Raw genomic sequence first — 17,650 nt, forward strand, 5'->3', positions numbered from 1 at the left:
CAGAATTAATAGTACCATGCCGATTTTTGATTTTCAACCGATTTTTTTAAAGAAATTATTCATACGAAAAAAACCTTCTGCATCCGGGGATGTCCAGGAGTAAATGCCCCCTGCTTTTCTTCCTGATGAAAAAAAGCGGGGGCACTTATTACCATTTATATCCCCCATACCCCGCGTACCATGTTCGTCTGGCTGCGGTCCGGGCCGACAGAGAAGATACTGAGCGGAATATTGGTTAACTGCGACAAGCGCTCCAAATAGTGGCGGGCATTTTCCGGAAGATCACCAAGGGTTTTTGCACCGGTAATATTCTCCGACCATCCCGGCATTTCCTCGTATACGGGTTCACATTCGGCCAATATTTTCAGATTAGCCGGGAATTCTTCTATAATTTCGCCTTTGTACTTATAGGCGGTGCAGATTTTCACCGTTTCGATTCCGGTCAGTACATCGAGCGAATTCAATGAGAGATCAGTGATGCCGCTGACACGGCGGGCATGACGGACAACGACACTGTCAAACCAGCCTACCCGGCGTGGTCTTCCTGTAGTGGTGCCGTATTCATTCCCAATTTCCCGGATTTGTTCTCCAACTTCATCGGTAAGTTCTGTAGGAAATGGTCCGTCCCCGACTCTGGTCGTGTATGCTTTGGATACACCAACCACATGGTGAATCTTCGAAGGACCGATGCCGGATCCTATCGTAACGCCGCCGGCGATCGGGTTCGAGGATGTTACGTAAGGGTAGGTACCCTGGTCAATATCCAGCATAACACCCTGCGCCCCTTCAAATAATACCCGGCGGCCGTCATCCACCGCATCATTGAGAACAACCGACGTATCACGGACGTAATCGGCAAAGAACTGTCCGTAATTATAATACTCTTCCAATATGTCACTGATTTGAAAACCTTCTGTTTCATGAATCTTCTCAAGCAGGCGATTTTTTTCTTTTAAATTCCGTTCAAGTTTTTCTTCGAACTCTTCTTTATCCAGCAGATCGGAAATACGAATCCCCGTTCTAGCGGCTTTATCCATATAAGCAGGACCAATGCCTTTGCGGGTGGTCCCGATTTTATTGCTCCCTTTGCTTTCTTCTTCCATCGCGTCAAGTTTGACGTGGTAAGGGAGAATGACATGTGCCCTGTTGCTGATGCGGAGATTGCTGGTATCCACACCGCGGTTGTGTAAATATTTCAGTTCCTCGACCAACGCCTTTGGGTCAATGACCATGCCGTTTCCGATCACACATATTTTGTTATCATAAAAGATTCCGGATGGAATGACATGCAGTTTGTAGGTTTCTCCACCGAAAACGATGGTATGACCGGCATTGTTTCCGCCTTGATATCTGGCAACCACTTCTGCATTTTCCGAAAGAAAGTCTGTGATTTTTCCTTTGCCTTCATCTCCCCACTGTGTTCCTACGATTACGATTGATGACAAACTGTCCACCTCCGCACCTGCTCCCAGGCTGCTGTATTTTTTCTATGTAAAAGCCACAGGCTGAAAACCCTCACATAGTGTATCAATCCCATCCCAAAAAGTCAATAAAACACGAACATTTATAAGGTGTATTACTTTTTACGTTCGTAATAATAATTTGTTGTTCAGGCTGTTTATCGAAAAGAATGAAAAACGCGGGAGCTTACCGAATGATAACCTTGCCGACTTTTTTCATAAAAAAACCAAGGTGCTCTTTCACCTTGGCTTTCTTTATGCTCCCGGCGGAACGTCCCTTTCGTCGTGGCGCCGGTCGAGATTGACAAATTTGTTGTATTCTTTAATAAAGGCGAGTTCAACGGATCCCACCGGTCCGTTCCGCTGCTTGGCCAAAATGACCTCAATCATATTCTGATTCTCGGTTTCCTGGTCGTAGTAGTCTTCCCGGTACAAAAACGATACAATATCGGCGTCCTGCTCAATACTGCCGGATTCACGGAGATCCGACATCATCGGGCGTTTATCCTGGCGGGATTCCACGCCGCGGGAAAGCTGGGAAAGTGCGATGACCGGCACGTCCAGCTCACGCGCGAGGCCCTTCAGCCCTCTCGAAATTTCCGACACTTCCTGCTGACGGCTCTCTCCGCCGCGTGAACCGGAACCTTGAATCAGCTGCATGTAATCGATCATGATCATACCGAGTCCGCGTTCCTGTTTCAGACGCCTGCACTTCGCCCGGATTTCATTCACTTTCACGCCCGGAGTATCGTCGATGTAAATGCCTGCTGAAGACAAGCTTCCCATTGCCATCGTCAGCTTTTCCCAATCTTCTTCTTCAAGCGATCCCGTTCTCAGTTTCGTAGCGTCAATGTTTCCTTCGGCGCACAACATCCGCTGCACCAGCTGCGCCGCTCCCATCTCCAGACTGAAGACAGCGACATTCTCCGCCGATTTGGTGGCAACGTTTTGCGCGATATTCAATGCAAATGCCGTCTTACCCATAGACGGACGCGCCGCGACAATCACGAGGTCACTGCGCTGGAAACCGGTCGTCATTTTATCCAGTTCCGCAAATCCGCTCGCCACCCCGGTAATATCGTCCTCCCGGTTCTGCAGCATTTCAATATGGTCGTACGTTTCAATCAGCACATCCTTGATGGAAACAAAAGCGCTCGTCCTGCGCTGCTGCGCCACTTCAAGAATCGAGCGTTCGGCATCACTCAGAATATCTTCTACTTCATCTTCTCCATTGTACCCTTCCGAAACAATGGTGGTCGCTGCCTGTATAAGGCGCCGCAGAATCGACTTTTCCTGAACAATTTTGCTGTAATAATCCACGTTGGCAGCAGTCGGTACAGCGTTGGCCAGATCCGTTAAGTAGGAAATGCCGCCCACTTCTTCAAGCCACTCATAGTCCTGCAGCGCCGACGTCATCGTGACGAGATCGACCGGACTTCCTTTTTCCCCTAATTCAAGCATCACCCGAAAAATTCGTTGATGAGACACGCGATAAAAATCTTCGGGAGCGATGCGTTCTGTTGCTGTAACCAAAGCTCCGCCTTCCAAAAAGACGGCGCCCAAAACGGCCTGTTCCGCTTCAATATTCTGAGGGGGCCTGCGGTCGGCCATGATATCGCTCATGTCCATCTTCCTGCCTTTCCTTTGATTCCTGTACAGAAAAAAACCGGCCTATAACGTACCGGAACATTATAAGCCGTATGGAGAAGCTGCCTGGTGTTTACTCTTCCACGACATGGACATCGACAACCGCCGTTACTTCTTTATGCACTTTAATCGGTGTCTTCGTTACACCGAGCGTACGGATCGGCTGATCGAGTTCAATTTTTCGTTTATCCACTTTCATGCCCATATCCTTCAGCTGCTCAGCAATCTGTTTTGTGGATACAGCGCCGAATAAGCGTCCGGCTTCTCCTGCTTTTGCGGTAATCGTCACTTTAGTGTTTTCCAGCTGTTCCTTGAATTTCTTCGCATCTTCAAGTTCCTGCTGTGCTTTTTTCTCATCACTTTCCTGTTTGGCTTTCAGATTTTTTACGTTACCTGCTGTCGCTTCCACAGCGAGATTGTGTTTGAATAAATAGTTCCGGGCATACCCTTCCGAAACGTCTTTCATTTCACCTTTTTTCCCTTTTCCTTTTACATCCTGATTAAAAATGACTTTCATTCCTCGGTTCCTCCTTCCAGATAATCATCGATGGCCTGTTTGAGGCTTTCTTCTGCTTCATCAAGCGCAGAATCAAGCTGGGTGGCGGCGTTGGTAAGATGCCCGCCTCCGCCGAGGGCTTCCATGATCAGCTGTACATTGACCTCGCCAAGGGAACGGGCACTTATGCTTACCTTTCCATCACTGCGTTTGGAAAGCACAAAGGAACCCTTCACATCATTCATCGTGAGCAGGGTGTCCGCTGCCTGGGCAATCAGAATCTGATCATACAATTCTTCATCCGAGGCTTTCGCCACCGCCATACCATCCCGGTAAATCGTTGCTTTCTCTATTAAGTGGGAACGACGTACGTATTGATCGATATCCTCTTTCAGAAGCCGCTGCACCATCGTCGTATCCGCTCCGTGGGATTTCAGGAAGGAAGCGGCATCAAACGTACGGGATCCCGTACGGATGGCAAAGCTCTTCGTATCCACAATAATACCAGCAAGCATCGACGTGGATTCAAGTTCATCCATCGATAGCTGGTGTGGTTGATATTCTAACAGTTCAGTCACCAGTTCTGCAGTAGAAGAGGCATAAGGTTCCATGTATACGAGAACCGGGTCCTTGATAAACTCTTCCCCGCGCCGGTGGTGGTCCAACACCACTACCCGGTTGACCGCATCAACCAGTCGGGGTTCAATAACCATCGACGGCTTGTGCGTATCCACGACAACGAGCAGCGTGTGCCGTGTTAAGTCATCCAGCGCTTCTTCCGGGGTGATGAACTGGGACCAGAGGTACTCGTGATCGCCGACTTCTTCCATCAGCTTCTTCACGTCCGGATTTATTTCATTGGGATCAACCACAACGTAAGCATCTGTGTTATTGACTTCTGCTACTTTCAATACTCCAATAGCAGCTCCGATCGCGTCCATATCAGGATTTTTGTGACCCATAATAATAACCTGGTCGCTCTCAAGCACGAAATCACGCAGCGCATGGGAAATGACGCGGGCGCGAACTCTTGTCCGTTTTTCCATCGCGTTGGATTTGCCGCCGTAAAAACGGACTTTCCCATTGGTTTCTTTAATGGCTACCTGATCGCCGCCGCGTCCAAGGGCAAGATCCAGACTCGACTGTGCGAGACTCCCCAGTTCCCGCAGCGGGGAATCACCGCTTCCAATCCCGATGCTCAGCGTAATGGACACTTTCTCTTTACCGGTTACATCCCGGACATGATCCAGCAGTTCAAAACGGGTTTTTTCCAGCTGTTTCAATGCTTTCTGATTCATGACGGCGATAAAACGGTCGGAGGAAATACTGCGGAGCAGAATCTGATATTTTTCCGCCCATTCATTCAGTGACGTTGTGACATGACTCATCAGGCTGCTTCGGATCTGATCGTCCATGCCCTGGGTCACTTCATCGAAATTATCCAGATAAACAAGACCAATAACCGTCTGTTCCTCTTCGTACAGGGACTGGGTTTCTTTCGTTTCCGTCATGTCAAAAAAGTACAGCAGCCGTTCTTGTGGCTTAATGTCTATCGTATAGTGCCTGTCGCTCAGTGTTAACTCCGTTTTTGTATCCCCTTTTTTAATCGGGGAGGTGATGTCTTCAAACACATCATTAAGCGGCAGACCGAGAAATTCACGAGGCAGGTAATCCTTCATAAACGGATTGGCCCACTGCATCTGATAGTCTTCATCATACAGGATGATTCCGATAGGCAGGCTCTTTACCGCTTCTTCGCCGGCTTTATTAACGCGGTGGGATAACGTCTTGATATACTTTTCCAGATCGCGTTCAAACGCTTTTCTCGCCTGAAGCACATAAATGAGCAGCAACGCCAGAATGAAAAACCCGACGATACCAAGCATCCATTGATATATCGTTAATAAACCAATGAACAAGGCAGCTGTCACAAACAATAAGATTACATGCAGGCCGTGCCAGCGGTTCATTAAAAACTCAGGCATAATGTCAACCCCTACTTCGTGTCAGATTCCAGACGTTTCTTCAATTGAAATCCTAAATCAATGATACCCAGCATGCGGGCCAAGAGAAGAATAAAAGGCAGAATCAACCCAAAAACCAACAGGAGAATGGGGAGCGCTTTTGGAATGGATTTACTGTAACAATAGTAAAAGATCACCGTAAAACCCTGCAGCGCCATCGCTGTTTCCAGTAAAGGGAACAGGTTCCATACCACCGTTTGAACCGCCGTACCTTCTTCGACCCCCACCCAGTATACGATAAAGGTAAGAAGATAATACCACAGCAGCGAACGCGGTATATTCCAGTTCCGAAAAGGAGGAAACGCCTCCACTTCCATGTTCATGCGCCGCATAACTGCGTGGGCAATGAACTGCGTCAAAAACGCATACAATACACCGGTGAACACAATCAAAAGCGGTCCCATCCGTCCAAAACGGTCAATCATATCCCCGTATTGTTCCAATTCGACGGAACTTTCCTGTCCCAGGGAGGAAAGCATGGACTGAGCCTGCTCCGCCGACTGTCTCATAATATCCTGAAGAACCGAAATCGGATCGACCTGAAGAAGAAGAACCGACCCGGCATATAAAGCCGTCAGACCACCTATATAAGCGACACTGGCGGCAGCAGCTGTCAGCAGAGCTTCTTTTCTGCGGCTCATCATTTCTCCCATGGCAATGCCGCCGACTGCCGACAGCACTGCGAATGGAAGGCCTGTCAGCGCGGTCAAAAAGACAGACAGCAGCATCGATACAACCGCCATCACGATACCCGGCTTCCAGCCGTACCGCGCTGTAAACAGGATAAAAGGCAGAGGCAGGAACCAAAGCAGTATCATACTGAGAAACGGAACGAATACCGCAAGCAGCAGCATGACAATAAAAACACCGCTCAACACGGCTCCCTCTGTTACCCTTCTCGTTTGCTGCAATAACGTCACCTCATCCATCGCATTCTCATATAAACAAATACATCAGCCATATGTGTATGTAAATTCCATTCGTCTATTGTAAGCCATTCTTCTGAAAAAAGAAAGAATGTCCTAACGCAGAGACGCGAAATAAAAAACGTTTCCCGGTTCGTCGGGAAACGTTTTTACCTGCGCCTTACTGTTCCCGTACATAAGGAAGCAGCGCCACATGGCGGGCACGTTTGATGGCTTTCGTCAATTGACGCTGATACTTGGCAGAAGTACCAGTCACACGGCGCGGAAGAATTTTACCGCGTTCCGAGATGAATTTCTTCAACAGTTCTACGTCTTTATAGTCAATTTTTTCAATCTTATTGACTGTAAAGTAACATACCTTCCTTCTCTTACCTCTACGGCGTGCCATAAAGTTTCAACCTCCTTTAGAAAAGTTTTTCGTTCTATACGAAGAAGGGAAGAGTTTTATTAAAATGGCAGATCATCATCGGATATATCAATCTGCTGACCGTCATTGCCGAACGGATCATCATTCAAATTGGAAGATCCGCCTTGGTTCTGCTGGCCGGAGCTTTGCGCGGCGCCGTACTGGTTCCCCTGTGGAGCACCGCCACCTCCGCCTGAAGACCCGCGCGGTTCAAGAAACTGCACGTTTTCGGCCTGTACTTCCACGACTGTGACGCGGCGTCCTTCCTGATTTTCATACTTTCGGCTCTGCAGACGACCGTCAATACCGGCTTGACTGCCTTTTTTCAAATAGTTTGCGACGTTCTCGGCCTGTTTTCTCCAGGCGACACAATTGAAAAAGTCAGCTTCCCGTTCTCCATTCTGGTTCGTAAACGGGCGGTTTACGGCGATACCGAAATTCACTACGGCGATACCATTCGGGGTGTACCGCAGTTCAGGGTCACGGGTCAGACGGCCAACCAGAACAACACGATTTATCATTTTGGAACTCCTCCCACTGGTTATCCTTAGTCTTCATTTTTTACGACAAGGTGGCGGATGACATTATCATCCATCTTAACCAGGCGTTCGAATTCATCGGTTGCGCCCGGCTCAGCCTTAATATACACAACGACATAATAACCGTCTTTCAGGTCATCAATCTCATAAGCCAGACGGCGTTTGCCCATCTCATCGACTTTTTCAATCTCTGCTCCCTGATTGGTCAGGACGTTGTTGTAACGCTCAACCATTTCCTTGATTCCGTTCTCATCAACGCTTGGAGCAATGATGTAAAGTACTTCATAGTTACGCATGTGCGTCACCTCCTTTTGGTCTTACGGCTCTCTCTTTCCAAAAGAGCAAGGAGCAAAATCGTTATAGATATTTCACTCACAACATATAATTGTAGCAGAACAGGAAGTAGATGACAATAACCAAAAAAGAGCCTGTCTTCTTTTCCGGGAAATCGGTGTGCAGCGCAGGTTCGATGCACATTGGCGGCTGTTTTATGGAAAAGTGACCCTTGGCATAGTCCTGGGGTCCACTTATTAGCAGCGAATCCAAAAAGTGGTGATTAGAAAACGGGTAAGGTGTACAATCAGGAATCTTTGCCTTCATTGAGGAGGTGAGAGACATTTGACATACAGAAATGTCCACAATGTTTATTTTACAGACACTTTGTGCCGTCTGCATCACGAAAATGTCCCGAATCCATAGGTTATGGACATTTTCCAGCCGAAATTGTCCATAACCTAACCCGCTGCATACAAAAAACCGGACTGCACAACAGAGCCCGGTTCCTTTTTTTATTACACATTAAAACGGAAATGGATAACGTCACCGTCTTTTACGACGTATTCTTTTCCTTCAAGCCGGACGTTGCCTGCTTCTTTGGCGGCGTTCATGGATCCGGCTTCCATCAAATCATCGTAACTGACTACTTCGGCCCGGATAAAGCCGCGTTCAAAGTCACTGTGAATCACGCCGGCCGCCTGCGGTGCCTTCATGCCGCTGCGGATGGTCCAGGCTCTGACTTCCGGCTCGCCTGCGGTGAAGTACGTTTCCAGACCAAGCAGCGAGTATGCCGCACGGATGAGCTGATCCAGTCCGGCTTCTTCAATGCCAAGATCATCCAGAAACTCCTGCCGGTCCTCGCCTTCCAGTTCCGCAATTTCGGATTCGATTTTAGCACAGACGGTAATAACCCCGGATCCTTCGTTGGCTGCATAATCTTTCACCGCCTGCACGTACTCGTTGTCTCCTTCGCCTAATAAATCTTCTTCACTGACATTGGCGGCATACAATACAGGCTTCATTGTGAGCAGCTGAAAACCGTGTATCAGCTGCAGCTCATCCTCTGTCCATTCGAGACTTCTGGCTGGTTTTTCCTGTTCAAACGCATCATTTAGTTTCTGAAGAACTTCATACTCCGCTACTGCATCTTTATCTTTGGATTTTACCAGTTTCGCCACTTTGTCCATCCGTTTCTGAACCGTTTCAAGGTCGGCCAGTATAAGTTCAAGATTAATCACTTCAATATCACGGATTGGGTCCACACTGCCGGAAACGTGGGTGATATCACCGTCGTTGAAACAGCGGACCACGTGCGAGATGGCATCTACCTGGCGGATGTGGGAAAGAAACTTATTCCCCAGTCCTTCCCCTTTACTTGCTCCCTCCACAATTCCTGCGATATCGGTAAATTCAAAAGCCGTCGGAATGGTTTTTTTCGGCTGGACAAGTTCTGACAGCCTGTTCAAACGCGGATCCGGCACTTCCACAATACCTACGTTCGGGTCTATCGTACAGAAGGGATAGTTGGCCGATTCCGCGCCGGCCTGTGTAATTGCATTAAATAACGTGGACTTCCCGACGTTGGGAAGTCCAACAATACCTGTTGTTAACGCCATATTTGTGTCACTTCCTTTAGGCATCCGAGTACTGGATGGATATGCTTCGTTTTCACCCTGTCCAATTATAGAGACAAGCCCGGTGAAAAACAAGATATGCTTACTGTTCTGCGTGTTCGATCACTTTCTTCATTTTTTTGCGGAACTCCCGCCGCGGAAGCATGACACTGTGGCCACACCCCTGACATTTAATGCGGATATCGGCCCCCACACGAATAATTTTCCATCTATTCTCGCCGCACGGATGAGGTTTCTTCATTTCCACCACATCATGTAAGGCAAAAGGCATATCAACCAATGGCTGCACCTCATTTCTACCAACCGGTACTCCAATGTATTATATGTAATATCCTATCCTATCTTTTAAAAAGAAACAATCCTCCCGATCATTCCATTTATATATTTCCCGGGAAATAAAAGCATGCTCCCCCCTTTTCTCACAACCTTTTACTTAGGAAAAAAGGATGAATCAGTACAACAACGAGTAAATATAAATTTAAAATGCCGTAAACAGGGTATAGAAGGGAAACGAGTCTTGAAAAACCCAGCTCCGTAACCGGCAGCATGACAAGAAGAAGCAGAACGGCCAGCAGCCAGGATGGCATGTCCAATATGGAGCGGAGCCTGGTGGATAATCCATGCAGCCCTGAAGCGGCTGTTGTAAAGATCGCTGTCCATAACAAAACCGCCATGAATGCTGTAACGGAATGCGGATAAGATTCAAGCAGAGCAAACAACGGAATCTCATACAGCATGATATCTTCCGCCGCTGCGAGAAGGGACTCATTATATAAAAAGGACACACAGCCGAGAATACTGCCACTTCCGATACTGGCAATCCAGATTTCCCCCCGGTGCTTGATCTGGGTGCCGGTTGTCGAAAGAACCGCCACAAGAGGAAGCAGATTCAGGGATGTAAATGTGAGAGAGGCAGCCCAGTTCCGCTGCGACATCCAGTTTGAAAAACTAAAATCAGCATTCATTCTGAAATAGACAGTGAGGGCCAGAATCAAGCTGATGATAAGAACAGGCATAAGAAGACTATTAAGACCAGTCAGCCCATTCACACCACGAATGGATACAATAAATAGCAGCACACACATGAAAAGGATTCCTGCGGTAAACGGAACATGAAAGTACTCCAGCGCCGCACCGCCTCCTGCAATCATGATTCCTGTTGTCGTAAACAGGTACACAATGATAAGCACATCATATCCTTTTGAGAAGCGTGGACCCATTAATCTGGCCAGCACGACAGAATAATTTTCCGTCTGTTCCTGATAGCTGATTGTCAGTACGACAAAACAGCTTATCGAAAACAGCAGGCTGAAAATAAGGATAGCCAGTCCACTTTCATGGCCGAAAAACTGCCAGATTTCTCTTCCGGATGCATAACCCGCTCCAATTGTCGTACCTATAATGAGAAACATCCATTTCAGCCCATCAACGACCATCAGCGCATTTCTCCCTTGTCCCGATTTTTTCATCGCAGTGTCTCATGTATAGAAAACATGCTGAATTCCTATACTGAAACTACTATGAAAAAGGAGAGGCTAATATGCTTGGGAAAAAACCTGTTCATGCTTCCAATCCGTACCGTTATCATGTACATTCCGAGGAAGCTGCCGCCTCTGCCCGCCTGGCTGTGCAGCTGTCTGAACAGCTGCAGCACGTACCGACCCACCGCGAGCTCATCATTGTATGTATAGGAACAGACCGGTCCACCGGTGATTCTCTCGGACCGCTTGTCGGCTCCTCTCTGGAAAAGAAATGGCTGCACCGGTTTGCCGTGTACGGAACATTGGAACATCCTGTCCATGCCGTGAATCTGGAAGAAACCATGGAGGACATCCGGAAGAAACAACGCCATCCGTATATTATCGGGGTGGATGCGTGCCTAGGCAAATTGAAGAACGTCGGCATTATCAATTTCACGGAAGGTCCCGTCATACCAGGAGCAGCGATGAAGAAAAAACTTCCGGAAGTCGGGGACATGCACCTGACCGGTATTGTAAACGTAAGCGGCATGATGGAATATTTCGTTCTGCAGAACACACGGCTTCATCTCGTCATGAAAATGTCGGACTGCATATCAGAGGCGTTCATCCGGGCAGACCGTAAACTGAAAGGACATTCGGCCGATCCGGTGTTTCAACGTTCGATGAACCCCTACACCCGCCGTAACGGCTCTTCTGCTTCTGAGAGCGCTCTATCTCTTCAGGATCCTAAGTAAAACAGGCACGTCCCTTAAAAAGAAAACGGGAGCTGTATCAAATGGTACGGCTCTTTTTTTCGAAAGAGAATGCAGCGGAGTTGTTTAAAGCGGCTCGTTCAGCCTCGGAGGAACCGGGCTGTGGACACTACCTTCGAAAAATAAAGGAAAAGTGTCTAAGCATCACCGTTTAGTAGACACTACATCGCTGAAATCAGATATTAGTGTCCACCGGCTGAACTCCATGTACACTAATCGATGGCAGGGGAGTCGTAATGTCCACCGGCGCCCCTCGCGCGGACACTGCGTATGCTGCCCGGTAATGCCGTGTCCACAGAACCGCTCCGCCCCGGACCAACTGCCTGCCGGCTCCAAGTGCCACTGCTGTACTCCAGAGGGAAAGCGAAGTATTTTGACGAAGCAGTGTAGGATGCAAAATAAAAATTCCGAACGAGTAGCTTAAGCATCGTTCGGAATTTTTCATTCACTTTAGAGTTTTGTCCCGGCTTATGCATCATACGGTGGAAAGTCTGTTATTCGTTTTCAAAGATTTCCAGAATGCGCTGTAAATCATCTTCGTTTACAAATTCAATTTCTATTTTCCCTTTTTTTCGTCCTTGTTTGATCGCTACCGGAGTGCCGAAGTAGGAGCGGAGTTCTTCTTCTTTCGCCTGCAGAAAGACAGAAGGTTTTGTTTTTTCGGTTTCTTTTTGCTTTGCTGCAGAGGACGTGGATGTGTCGTTCAGCTGCTGCACCAGTTCCTCCGTCTGACGGACGTTCAAGGATTCGTTTTCAATTCTACCCACAATATCAGCCGCCTGCTTTTTATCACGCAGACCAAGCAGCGTGCGGCCGTGTCCCATCGATAATGTCTTTTCCGCCAGTTTCTGCTGCACGTCGGCGGGAAGCTGAAGCAGCCGGAGATGGTTGGCAATATGCGGGCGGCTTTTCCCCAGTCGTTTAGAAAGTTCATCCTGCGTAACACCAAGATATTTCATCAGCTTTTCGTATGCTTTCGCTTCTTCCACCGGGTTGAGATTCTCGCGCTGCAGATTTTCAATCAGCGCAACTTCCATTAATTGTTCATCGCTCAAGTCCTTCACTACAGCCGGGATTTTCTCGATGCCGGCCGTTTTAGCCGCGCGGTAACGGCGTTCTCCAGCTACGATTTCATAGCCTTTGATGCTTTTACGGACAATGAGCGGCTGCAAAATGCCGTGTTCCACGATGGAAGCTTTTAATTCCTCTATCGCTTCACTCGTAAATGTTTTTCGGGGCTGATAGGGATTGGGCCTCAGTTCCTTCACCTTAATTTCTTCGACCTGACTGCCTTCATCGGGAATTAAAGCATTTAATCCCCTGCCTAATCTTCTAGCCATCAGCCGTCACTTCCTTTGCTAAGTCTAAATATACCTGGGCACCTTTTGACTTGGCATCATAAAGCATAATTGGAAGACCATAACTGGGAGCTTCTCCCAGTCTTACATTTCTTGGTATAATCGTTTCGAACACTTTCTCCTGGAAGTATTTCTTCACTTCCTCAATCACCTGGATACCGAGATTGGTCCGTGCATCAAACATGGTAAGCAGTACTCCCTCTATCCCCAAATCCGTATTCAGATGTTTCTGCACGAGACGTATCGTATTGAGAAGCTGGCTGAGTCCTTCCAGTGCATAGTATTCGCATTGTACCGGTATAAGCACCGAATCCGAAGCCGTCAAAGCGTTAATCGTCAGCAGTCCGAGGGACGGTGGACAATCTATAATCATATAATCATAATTGTCTTCCATCTCCGACAGCGCTTTTTTTAAACGTATTTCCCGGGAAATGGTGGATACAAGTTCGATTTCAGCGCCGGAAAGCTGGATGGTGGATGGTATAACATCCAGATTCTCAACACTTGAGGGGCGGATAACCTGTTTTGCAGCGGCATCTTCAACAAGCAGGTTGTAGACGCACTCATCAACGTCTCCTTTTTCAACGCCTGCGCCACTGGTAGCATTGCCCTGTGGATCTATGTCTACAAGAAGGACTTTCTTTCCTATGTGTGCAAGGCAGGCACTGATATTCACAGCCGTCGTCGTTTTACCGACACCGCCTTTCTGGTTTGCAACTGCAACGACTTTTGCCATCGATACACCTACTTTCTTCCACTTGCTGGTGTGAAAACATTCCACCTTTTTATGTTGTATAAGTGGTCGTACATCTCCAGTACACGGAGGGAAGAGAACGGCCGCTGCTTCCCGGATTCGTACAGAATCAGGAGATATCTGCGGGGAAACAAAGGATGAAGTCATGCCTGGGGCGGCCGGGCTATTTTTTGGGGATCCGAATGGTAATCTGATAGAATTCGTCCTGATCTTCTTCTTCTGTATCGATACCCATTCCGCTGTTCTCCACCATCTCCACCGATTCACGGATGGTATTCACCGCAATTCTCGTATCTTTGGAGAAGTGCCGGCGGGCAGGCTTTGGTTTTTTAGTCTGCTTCGGTTCGGCATTGTCTTTAATCATCTGCTCGGTCTGCTTTACATTCAACTCCCGCTGCACAACCATCTCCAGAATATGATTCTGCACCGCTTCTTCTTTCACCTGAAGCAGGGCGCGGGCGTGTCTTTCGGTGATCTGCTTGTTTTTCAGCGCCTGCTGGGTTTCTTTGCTCAGGTGAAGAAGCCTCATTTTATTCGCGACCGTCGATTGTCCTTTTCCGAGACGCTGCGCCAGACTTTCCTGGGTAAGACCATGCAGTTCCAGCAGTTCAGCATAGGCGGAAGCTTCTTCAATCGCGGTTAATTCTTCCCTCTGCAGATTTTCAATCAATGCGACCGAAGCGGTTTCGGTATCGTTGAAATTTTTAACAATTGCCGGAACTTCCTTCATTCCCAAAGATAAAACCGCGCGCCACCGCCGTTCACCAGCGATAATTTCAAAATGTTCTTCCTTTTCCCGCACGGTTATCGGCTGCAGCAGGCCGTGGGTACGAATGGACTGGGCAAGCTCCGCAATTTTTTCCTCTTGGAAAATGGTTCGCGGTTGAAATGGATTGGCTGTGATTTTTTCAACAGGAATATGCCTGATTTCATCCGGATTGGCTTCTTTGTCCCCTTCTTGTTGATCCCCCAGACCAAACCATTTTTGAAGCGACTGCTTCATTGCCTCACACCACCTTACTAAAAGCTGAAATCTATGATGAATCTTTCAAACAGCAGGGTCTTTTTCATCTATCTTCTGTTTTTATTTTACCATGCCTGTAACCAATGTCTACCATTGCCTTTCCCTTAAAGGATTGGTTTCTTCGAAGGCGTTCCTGCTTTCCGCGGATATTTCTCCGCGACGGCATCCACTTTTTCCATCTCCAGAATATAGCGGGAACTTTCTTCATTCGGCAGTGTGAAAGCAGCAGCTTCCTTCCATCGTCCGCCGAGTGCCCGGCAGGCTTTCCCTGCCTGTTCTTTTTCCGTCAGCCCTTCCGCTCCTTTTAACGCAAGGAAACGGCCTCCCTGCTTCACAAACGGAAGACACAGCTCTGTCAGCACCGGCATCTTAGCCACTGCACGGGAGATAGCCGTGTCGTACTGCTCCCGGTGCAGCGCTTCCCGCGCTTTATCTTCGGCCCGTCCGTGCAGCACCTGAACCTGTTGCAGCTGCAGTTCATCAATCAGTTCTTCCAAAAAAGAAATCCGTTTCTTCAGAGAATCGATAATGACGATATGTAGATGCGGGTGGATAATTTTGAGGGGAAGGCTTGGGAAACCTGCTCCCGCTCCAATATCCACGAGCTTTTGATCGTGTTGAAAATCATAGTAAAAGGCAGGCGTCAGTGAATCATAAAAGTGTTTTTCGTACACATCCGCTTTTTCAGTCAGCGATGTTAAGTTCACTTTCTGATTCCACTCTATCAACTTATGATAGTAAGCATCAAACTGGTTCAGCTGCTCATCTGTCAGATACATTCCTTCGTCTTGCAGCCATTTTGAAAATACATCTCTGGTCATCGTTGTGCCTCCATTTTCCTTCCTATGAAAGCAGCTCCAGGGTATGGTCCGGTCCTAAACACCCTGGAGCTGTCCTTTTTGTACGCAGCCGCATCGAAAAGGCTGCATGTGAACGTTTGTCAGATCGAACGCCCGTCCCGGCTGCCTGTGCTTTTCTTACGCTTCGGCTGTTTTGGCCAATTTGCCCTGCTCGATGTAGACAAGCAGGATGGAAATGTCGGATGGGTTCACCCCGGACACTCTGGAAGCCTGCCCGACAGATACCGGTTTGACTTCGGATAATTTCTGAACCGCTTCGGTTGCGAGTCCTGAAATACGGGTGTAATCCGTGTTCTGCGGGATTTTTTTCTCTTCCATCTTGTTCATGCGCTCTACCTGTTCAAGCTGTTTGGCGATATAGCCTTCATACTTAGTCTGGATTTCCACCTGTTCCGCCTCATCAGGGGACAAAGCGTCACCGCCTGGTGCGAAAGGTGCCACGTCATCATATCCGAGCTCCGGACGTTTCAGAAGGTGGGCTGCCGATACCGCTTCTTTCATCGGAGAGGATTCTTTGCCCTCGAGCATCTGCTGGATCTCATCCGACGGCTTCAGGATGGTGTTTTCGAGCCGTTTTTTTTCTTTGGCAATAACTTCTTTCTTTCTGCAGAAGCGCGCATAACGGTCTTCCTTGATCATTCCGATCTCGTGTCCGATTTCAGTTAGACGCAGATCGGCATTGTCATGGCGGAGAAGCAGCCGGTATTCCGCGCGGGATGTGAGCAGGCGGTACGGTTCGTCCGTACCTTTCGTAACCAGATCATCGATTAGAACACCGATGTAGGCATCGGAACGGTTCAGAATAACGCCTTCCTTATTTTGTGCTTTGCGCGCTGCGTTGATACCTGCCATAATACCCTGCCCGGCTGCTTCTTCGTAGCCGGAGGTGCCGTTGATCTGGCCGGCGGTGAAGAGATTTTCCACTTTCTTCGTTTCAAGAGTCGGCCAGAGCTGGGTCGGTACTACAGCATCATATTCAATCGCATATCCCGGGCGCATCATCCGCACGTTCTCAAGACCGGGAATGGTTTTGAGCATATTAAACTGGACATCTTCCGGCATACTGGTAGAAAGACCCTGCACATAAACTTCTGACGTGTTTCTGCCTTCCGGTTCCAGAAAAATCTGGTGCTTCGGTTTATCGTGAAAACGGACGATTTTATCTTCAATGGAAGGACAATAGCGTGGTCCGGTTCCTTCCACCATTCCCGAATACATCGGCGAACGCGTCAGATTGTCATTAATAAGAGAATGGGTATCGGCCCCTGTGTAGGTCAGCCAGCATGGAAGCTGATCCGTAATATAGTCGACCGTTTCATAGGAAAAGGCTCTCGGCTTTTCATCGCCGGGCTGTATCTCTGTTTTGTCATAATCAATGCTTCCGCTGTTTACCCGCGGCGGCGTCCCGGTCTTGAAACGCTCCATCTCAAACCCGAGTTCCTTCAGGCTGTGCGACAGGCTGATCGAAGGCTGCATGTTGTTTGGGCCGCTTTCGTAGGCAAGATCCCCGAGAATAATTTTACCGCGCAGGTACGTGCCTGTCGTAACGACGGTCGTTTGTGCATAGTAAGAGGCACCGGTGTTGGTGACAACCCCTTTGCAGACGCCGTCTTCGACAATCAGCTCTTCTACGAGCCCCTGACGGAGAACGAGGTTTTCCTCTTCTTCCAGCGTTTTTTTCATTTCCTGCTGATAGAGGAATTTATCAGCCTGTGCTCTCAAAGCCCGCACTGCCGGACCTTTTCTGGTGTTCAGCATCCGCATTTGAATATGCGTTTTATCAATATTTCTTGCCATTTCTCCGCCGAGGGCATCAATTTCACGAACAACAATGCCTTTAGCCGGACCTCCGACAGATGGATTACACGGCATGAACGCTACAGAATCAAGATTCAGGGTCAACATCAGTGTCTTTGACCCCATCCGGGCCGCTGCCAGACCGGCTTCGACTCCGGCATGACCGGCACCAATCACTATGACATCGTATTCGCCGCCTTCATATGGCATATACAG

General features: G+C 48.3%; 18 protein-coding genes. 1 reads left to right on the top strand and 17 read right to left on the bottom strand.

Annotation, left to right across the window (positions count from 1 at the left end):
- Nucleotides 1-155 precede the first annotated feature (155 nt).
- From BM124_RS11130 to BM124_RS11180, 11 genes are all read right to left on the bottom strand, one after another.
- A complete protein-coding gene (locus BM124_RS11130) occupies nt 156-1,445 on the bottom strand; it encodes an adenylosuccinate synthase (RefSeq protein ID WP_093337594.1) in 1,290 nt (429 codons plus the stop codon).
- Nucleotides 1,446-1,715: 270 nt separating this feature from the next.
- Nucleotides 1,716-3,083, bottom strand: a complete 1,368-nt coding sequence (gene dnaB, locus BM124_RS11135; RefSeq protein ID WP_093337597.1) for a replicative DNA helicase — start codon at nt 3,081-3,083, stop codon at nt 1,716-1,718.
- Nucleotides 3,084-3,180: 97 nt separating this feature from the next.
- Nucleotides 3,181-3,624, bottom strand: coding sequence for a 50S ribosomal protein L9 (gene rplI, locus BM124_RS11140; protein WP_093337598.1), 444 nt, complete (start codon nt 3,622-3,624; stop codon nt 3,181-3,183).
- The gene (locus tag BM124_RS11145) at nt 3,621-5,588 is read right to left on the bottom strand and encodes a DHH family phosphoesterase (protein WP_093337600.1); all 1,968 of its coding nucleotides are present in this window, start codon (nt 5,586-5,588) and stop codon (nt 3,621-3,623) included. The genes rplI and BM124_RS11145 overlap by 4 nt, the downstream gene beginning before the upstream one ends.
- A gap of 11 nt (nt 5,589-5,599) precedes the next feature.
- Complete coding sequence (locus tag BM124_RS11150; protein WP_170841112.1) at nt 5,600-6,538, bottom strand: YybS family protein; 939 nt, start codon at nt 6,536-6,538, stop codon at nt 5,600-5,602.
- A 175-nt stretch (nt 6,539-6,713) separates the two neighbouring features.
- Nucleotides 6,714-6,941, bottom strand: coding sequence for a 30S ribosomal protein S18 (gene rpsR / locus BM124_RS11155; RefSeq protein WP_093337603.1), 228 nt, complete (start codon nt 6,939-6,941; stop codon nt 6,714-6,716).
- 59 nt (nt 6,942-7,000) lie between these two features.
- Nucleotides 7,001-7,480, bottom strand: coding sequence for a single-stranded DNA-binding protein (gene ssb, locus BM124_RS11160; protein WP_093337604.1), 480 nt, complete (start codon nt 7,478-7,480; stop codon nt 7,001-7,003).
- Between the two features lie 26 nt (nt 7,481-7,506).
- Complete coding sequence (gene rpsF, locus BM124_RS11165; protein WP_090927338.1) at nt 7,507-7,794, bottom strand: 30S ribosomal protein S6; 288 nt, start codon at nt 7,792-7,794, stop codon at nt 7,507-7,509.
- 495 nt (nt 7,795-8,289) lie between these two features.
- Entirely contained in the window at nt 8,290-9,390 is a 1,101-nt protein-coding gene (gene ychF, locus BM124_RS11170; RefSeq protein ID WP_093337606.1) for a redox-regulated ATPase YchF, read from the bottom strand.
- A gap of 100 nt (nt 9,391-9,490) precedes the next feature.
- Entirely contained in the window at nt 9,491-9,679 is a 189-nt protein-coding gene (locus BM124_RS11175; protein WP_093337689.1) for a DUF951 domain-containing protein, read from the bottom strand.
- Nucleotides 9,680-9,827: 148 nt separating this feature from the next.
- Complete coding sequence (locus tag BM124_RS11180) at nt 9,828-10,877, bottom strand: YkvI family membrane protein (protein ID WP_244504315.1); 1,050 nt, start codon at nt 10,875-10,877, stop codon at nt 9,828-9,830.
- 71 nt (nt 10,878-10,948) lie between these two features.
- Between BM124_RS11180 and yyaC the strand changes: the two genes are divergently transcribed.
- Nucleotides 10,949-11,623: a spore protease YyaC gene (yyaC, locus tag BM124_RS11185; RefSeq protein WP_093337608.1), complete on the top strand. Its 675-nt coding sequence runs from the start codon at nt 10,949-10,951 to the stop codon at nt 11,621-11,623.
- A gap of 193 nt (nt 11,624-11,816) precedes the next feature.
- Here the strand turns inward: yyaC and BM124_RS18575 are convergent, their stop codons facing one another.
- The 6 genes from BM124_RS18575 to mnmG all read right to left on the bottom strand — a co-directional run bounded on the left by BM124_RS18575 (nt 11,817) and on the right by mnmG (nt 17,644).
- The gene (locus BM124_RS18575) at nt 11,817-12,038 is read right to left on the bottom strand and encodes a hypothetical protein (RefSeq protein WP_139217121.1); all 222 of its coding nucleotides are present in this window, start codon (nt 12,036-12,038) and stop codon (nt 11,817-11,819) included.
- 97 nt (nt 12,039-12,135) lie between these two features.
- A complete protein-coding gene (locus BM124_RS11190) occupies nt 12,136-12,981 on the bottom strand; it encodes a ParB/RepB/Spo0J family partition protein (RefSeq protein WP_093337610.1) in 846 nt (281 codons plus the stop codon).
- Nucleotides 12,974-13,735: a ParA family protein gene (locus BM124_RS11195; protein ID WP_093337611.1), complete on the bottom strand. Its 762-nt coding sequence runs from the start codon at nt 13,733-13,735 to the stop codon at nt 12,974-12,976. The genes BM124_RS11190 and BM124_RS11195 overlap by 8 nt, the downstream gene beginning before the upstream one ends.
- A 181-nt stretch (nt 13,736-13,916) precedes the next feature.
- The gene (noc, locus tag BM124_RS11200; protein WP_093337613.1) at nt 13,917-14,756 is read right to left on the bottom strand and encodes a nucleoid occlusion protein; all 840 of its coding nucleotides are present in this window, start codon (nt 14,754-14,756) and stop codon (nt 13,917-13,919) included.
- A 125-nt stretch (nt 14,757-14,881) separates the two neighbouring features.
- The gene (gene rsmG / locus BM124_RS11205; RefSeq protein WP_093337615.1) at nt 14,882-15,598 is read right to left on the bottom strand and encodes a 16S rRNA (guanine(527)-N(7))-methyltransferase RsmG; all 717 of its coding nucleotides are present in this window, start codon (nt 15,596-15,598) and stop codon (nt 14,882-14,884) included.
- 156 nt (nt 15,599-15,754) lie between these two features.
- Nucleotides 15,755-17,644 (bottom strand): tRNA uridine-5-carboxymethylaminomethyl(34) synthesis enzyme MnmG, encoded by a 1,890-nt coding sequence (mnmG, locus tag BM124_RS11210; RefSeq protein WP_093337617.1) that lies wholly within the window; start codon nt 17,642-17,644, stop codon nt 15,755-15,757.
- Nucleotides 17,645-17,650 lie beyond the last annotated feature (6 nt).

Origin of the sequence: Salibacterium halotolerans, assembly GCF_900115625.1 — a bacterium.
Classification (GTDB): domain Bacteria; phylum Bacillota; class Bacilli; order Bacillales; family Marinococcaceae; genus Salibacterium; species Salibacterium halotolerans.

What these genes read in the sequence shown, in the direction of transcription:
- dnaB (WP_093337597.1), bottom strand. Translation starts at nt 3,083, where the DNA reads ATGAGCGATATCATGGCCGACCGCAGGCCCCCTCAGAATATTGAAGCG.
- rplI (WP_093337598.1), bottom strand. Translation starts at nt 3,624, where the DNA reads ATGAAAGTCATTTTTAATCAGGATGTAAAAGGAAAAGGGAAAAAAGGT.
- BM124_RS11145 (WP_093337600.1), bottom strand. Translation starts at nt 5,588, where the DNA reads ATGCCTGAGTTTTTAATGAACCGCTGGCACGGCCTGCATGTAATCTTA.
- rpsR (WP_093337603.1), bottom strand. Translation starts at nt 6,941, where the DNA reads ATGGCACGCCGTAGAGGTAAGAGAAGGAAGGTATGTTACTTTACAGTC.
- ssb (WP_093337604.1), bottom strand. Translation starts at nt 7,480, where the DNA reads ATGATAAATCGTGTTGTTCTGGTTGGCCGTCTGACCCGTGACCCTGAA.
- rpsF (WP_090927338.1), bottom strand. Translation starts at nt 7,794, where the DNA reads ATGCGTAACTATGAAGTACTTTACATCATTGCTCCAAGCGTTGATGAG.
- ychF (WP_093337606.1), bottom strand. Translation starts at nt 9,390, where the DNA reads ATGGCGTTAACAACAGGTATTGTTGGACTTCCCAACGTCGGGAAGTCC.
- BM124_RS11175 (WP_093337689.1), bottom strand. Translation starts at nt 9,679, where the DNA reads ATGCCTTTTGCCTTACATGATGTGGTGGAAATGAAGAAACCTCATCCG.
- BM124_RS11180 (WP_244504315.1), bottom strand. Translation starts at nt 10,877, where the DNA reads ATGAAAAAATCGGGACAAGGGAGAAATGCGCTGATGGTCGTTGATGGG.
- yyaC (WP_093337608.1), top strand. Translation starts at nt 10,949, where the DNA reads ATGCTTGGGAAAAAACCTGTTCATGCTTCCAATCCGTACCGTTATCAT.
- BM124_RS11190 (WP_093337610.1), bottom strand. Translation starts at nt 12,981, where the DNA reads ATGGCTAGAAGATTAGGCAGGGGATTAAATGCTTTAATTCCCGATGAA.
- BM124_RS11195 (WP_093337611.1), bottom strand. Translation starts at nt 13,735, where the DNA reads ATGGCAAAAGTCGTTGCAGTTGCAAACCAGAAAGGCGGTGTCGGTAAA.
- noc (WP_093337613.1), bottom strand. Translation starts at nt 14,756, where the DNA reads ATGAAGCAGTCGCTTCAAAAATGGTTTGGTCTGGGGGATCAACAAGAA.
- rsmG (WP_093337615.1), bottom strand. Translation starts at nt 15,598, where the DNA reads ATGACCAGAGATGTATTTTCAAAATGGCTGCAAGACGAAGGAATGTAT.
- mnmG (WP_093337617.1), bottom strand. Translation starts at nt 17,644, where the DNA reads ATGCCATATGAAGGCGGCGAATACGATGTCATAGTGATTGGTGCCGGT.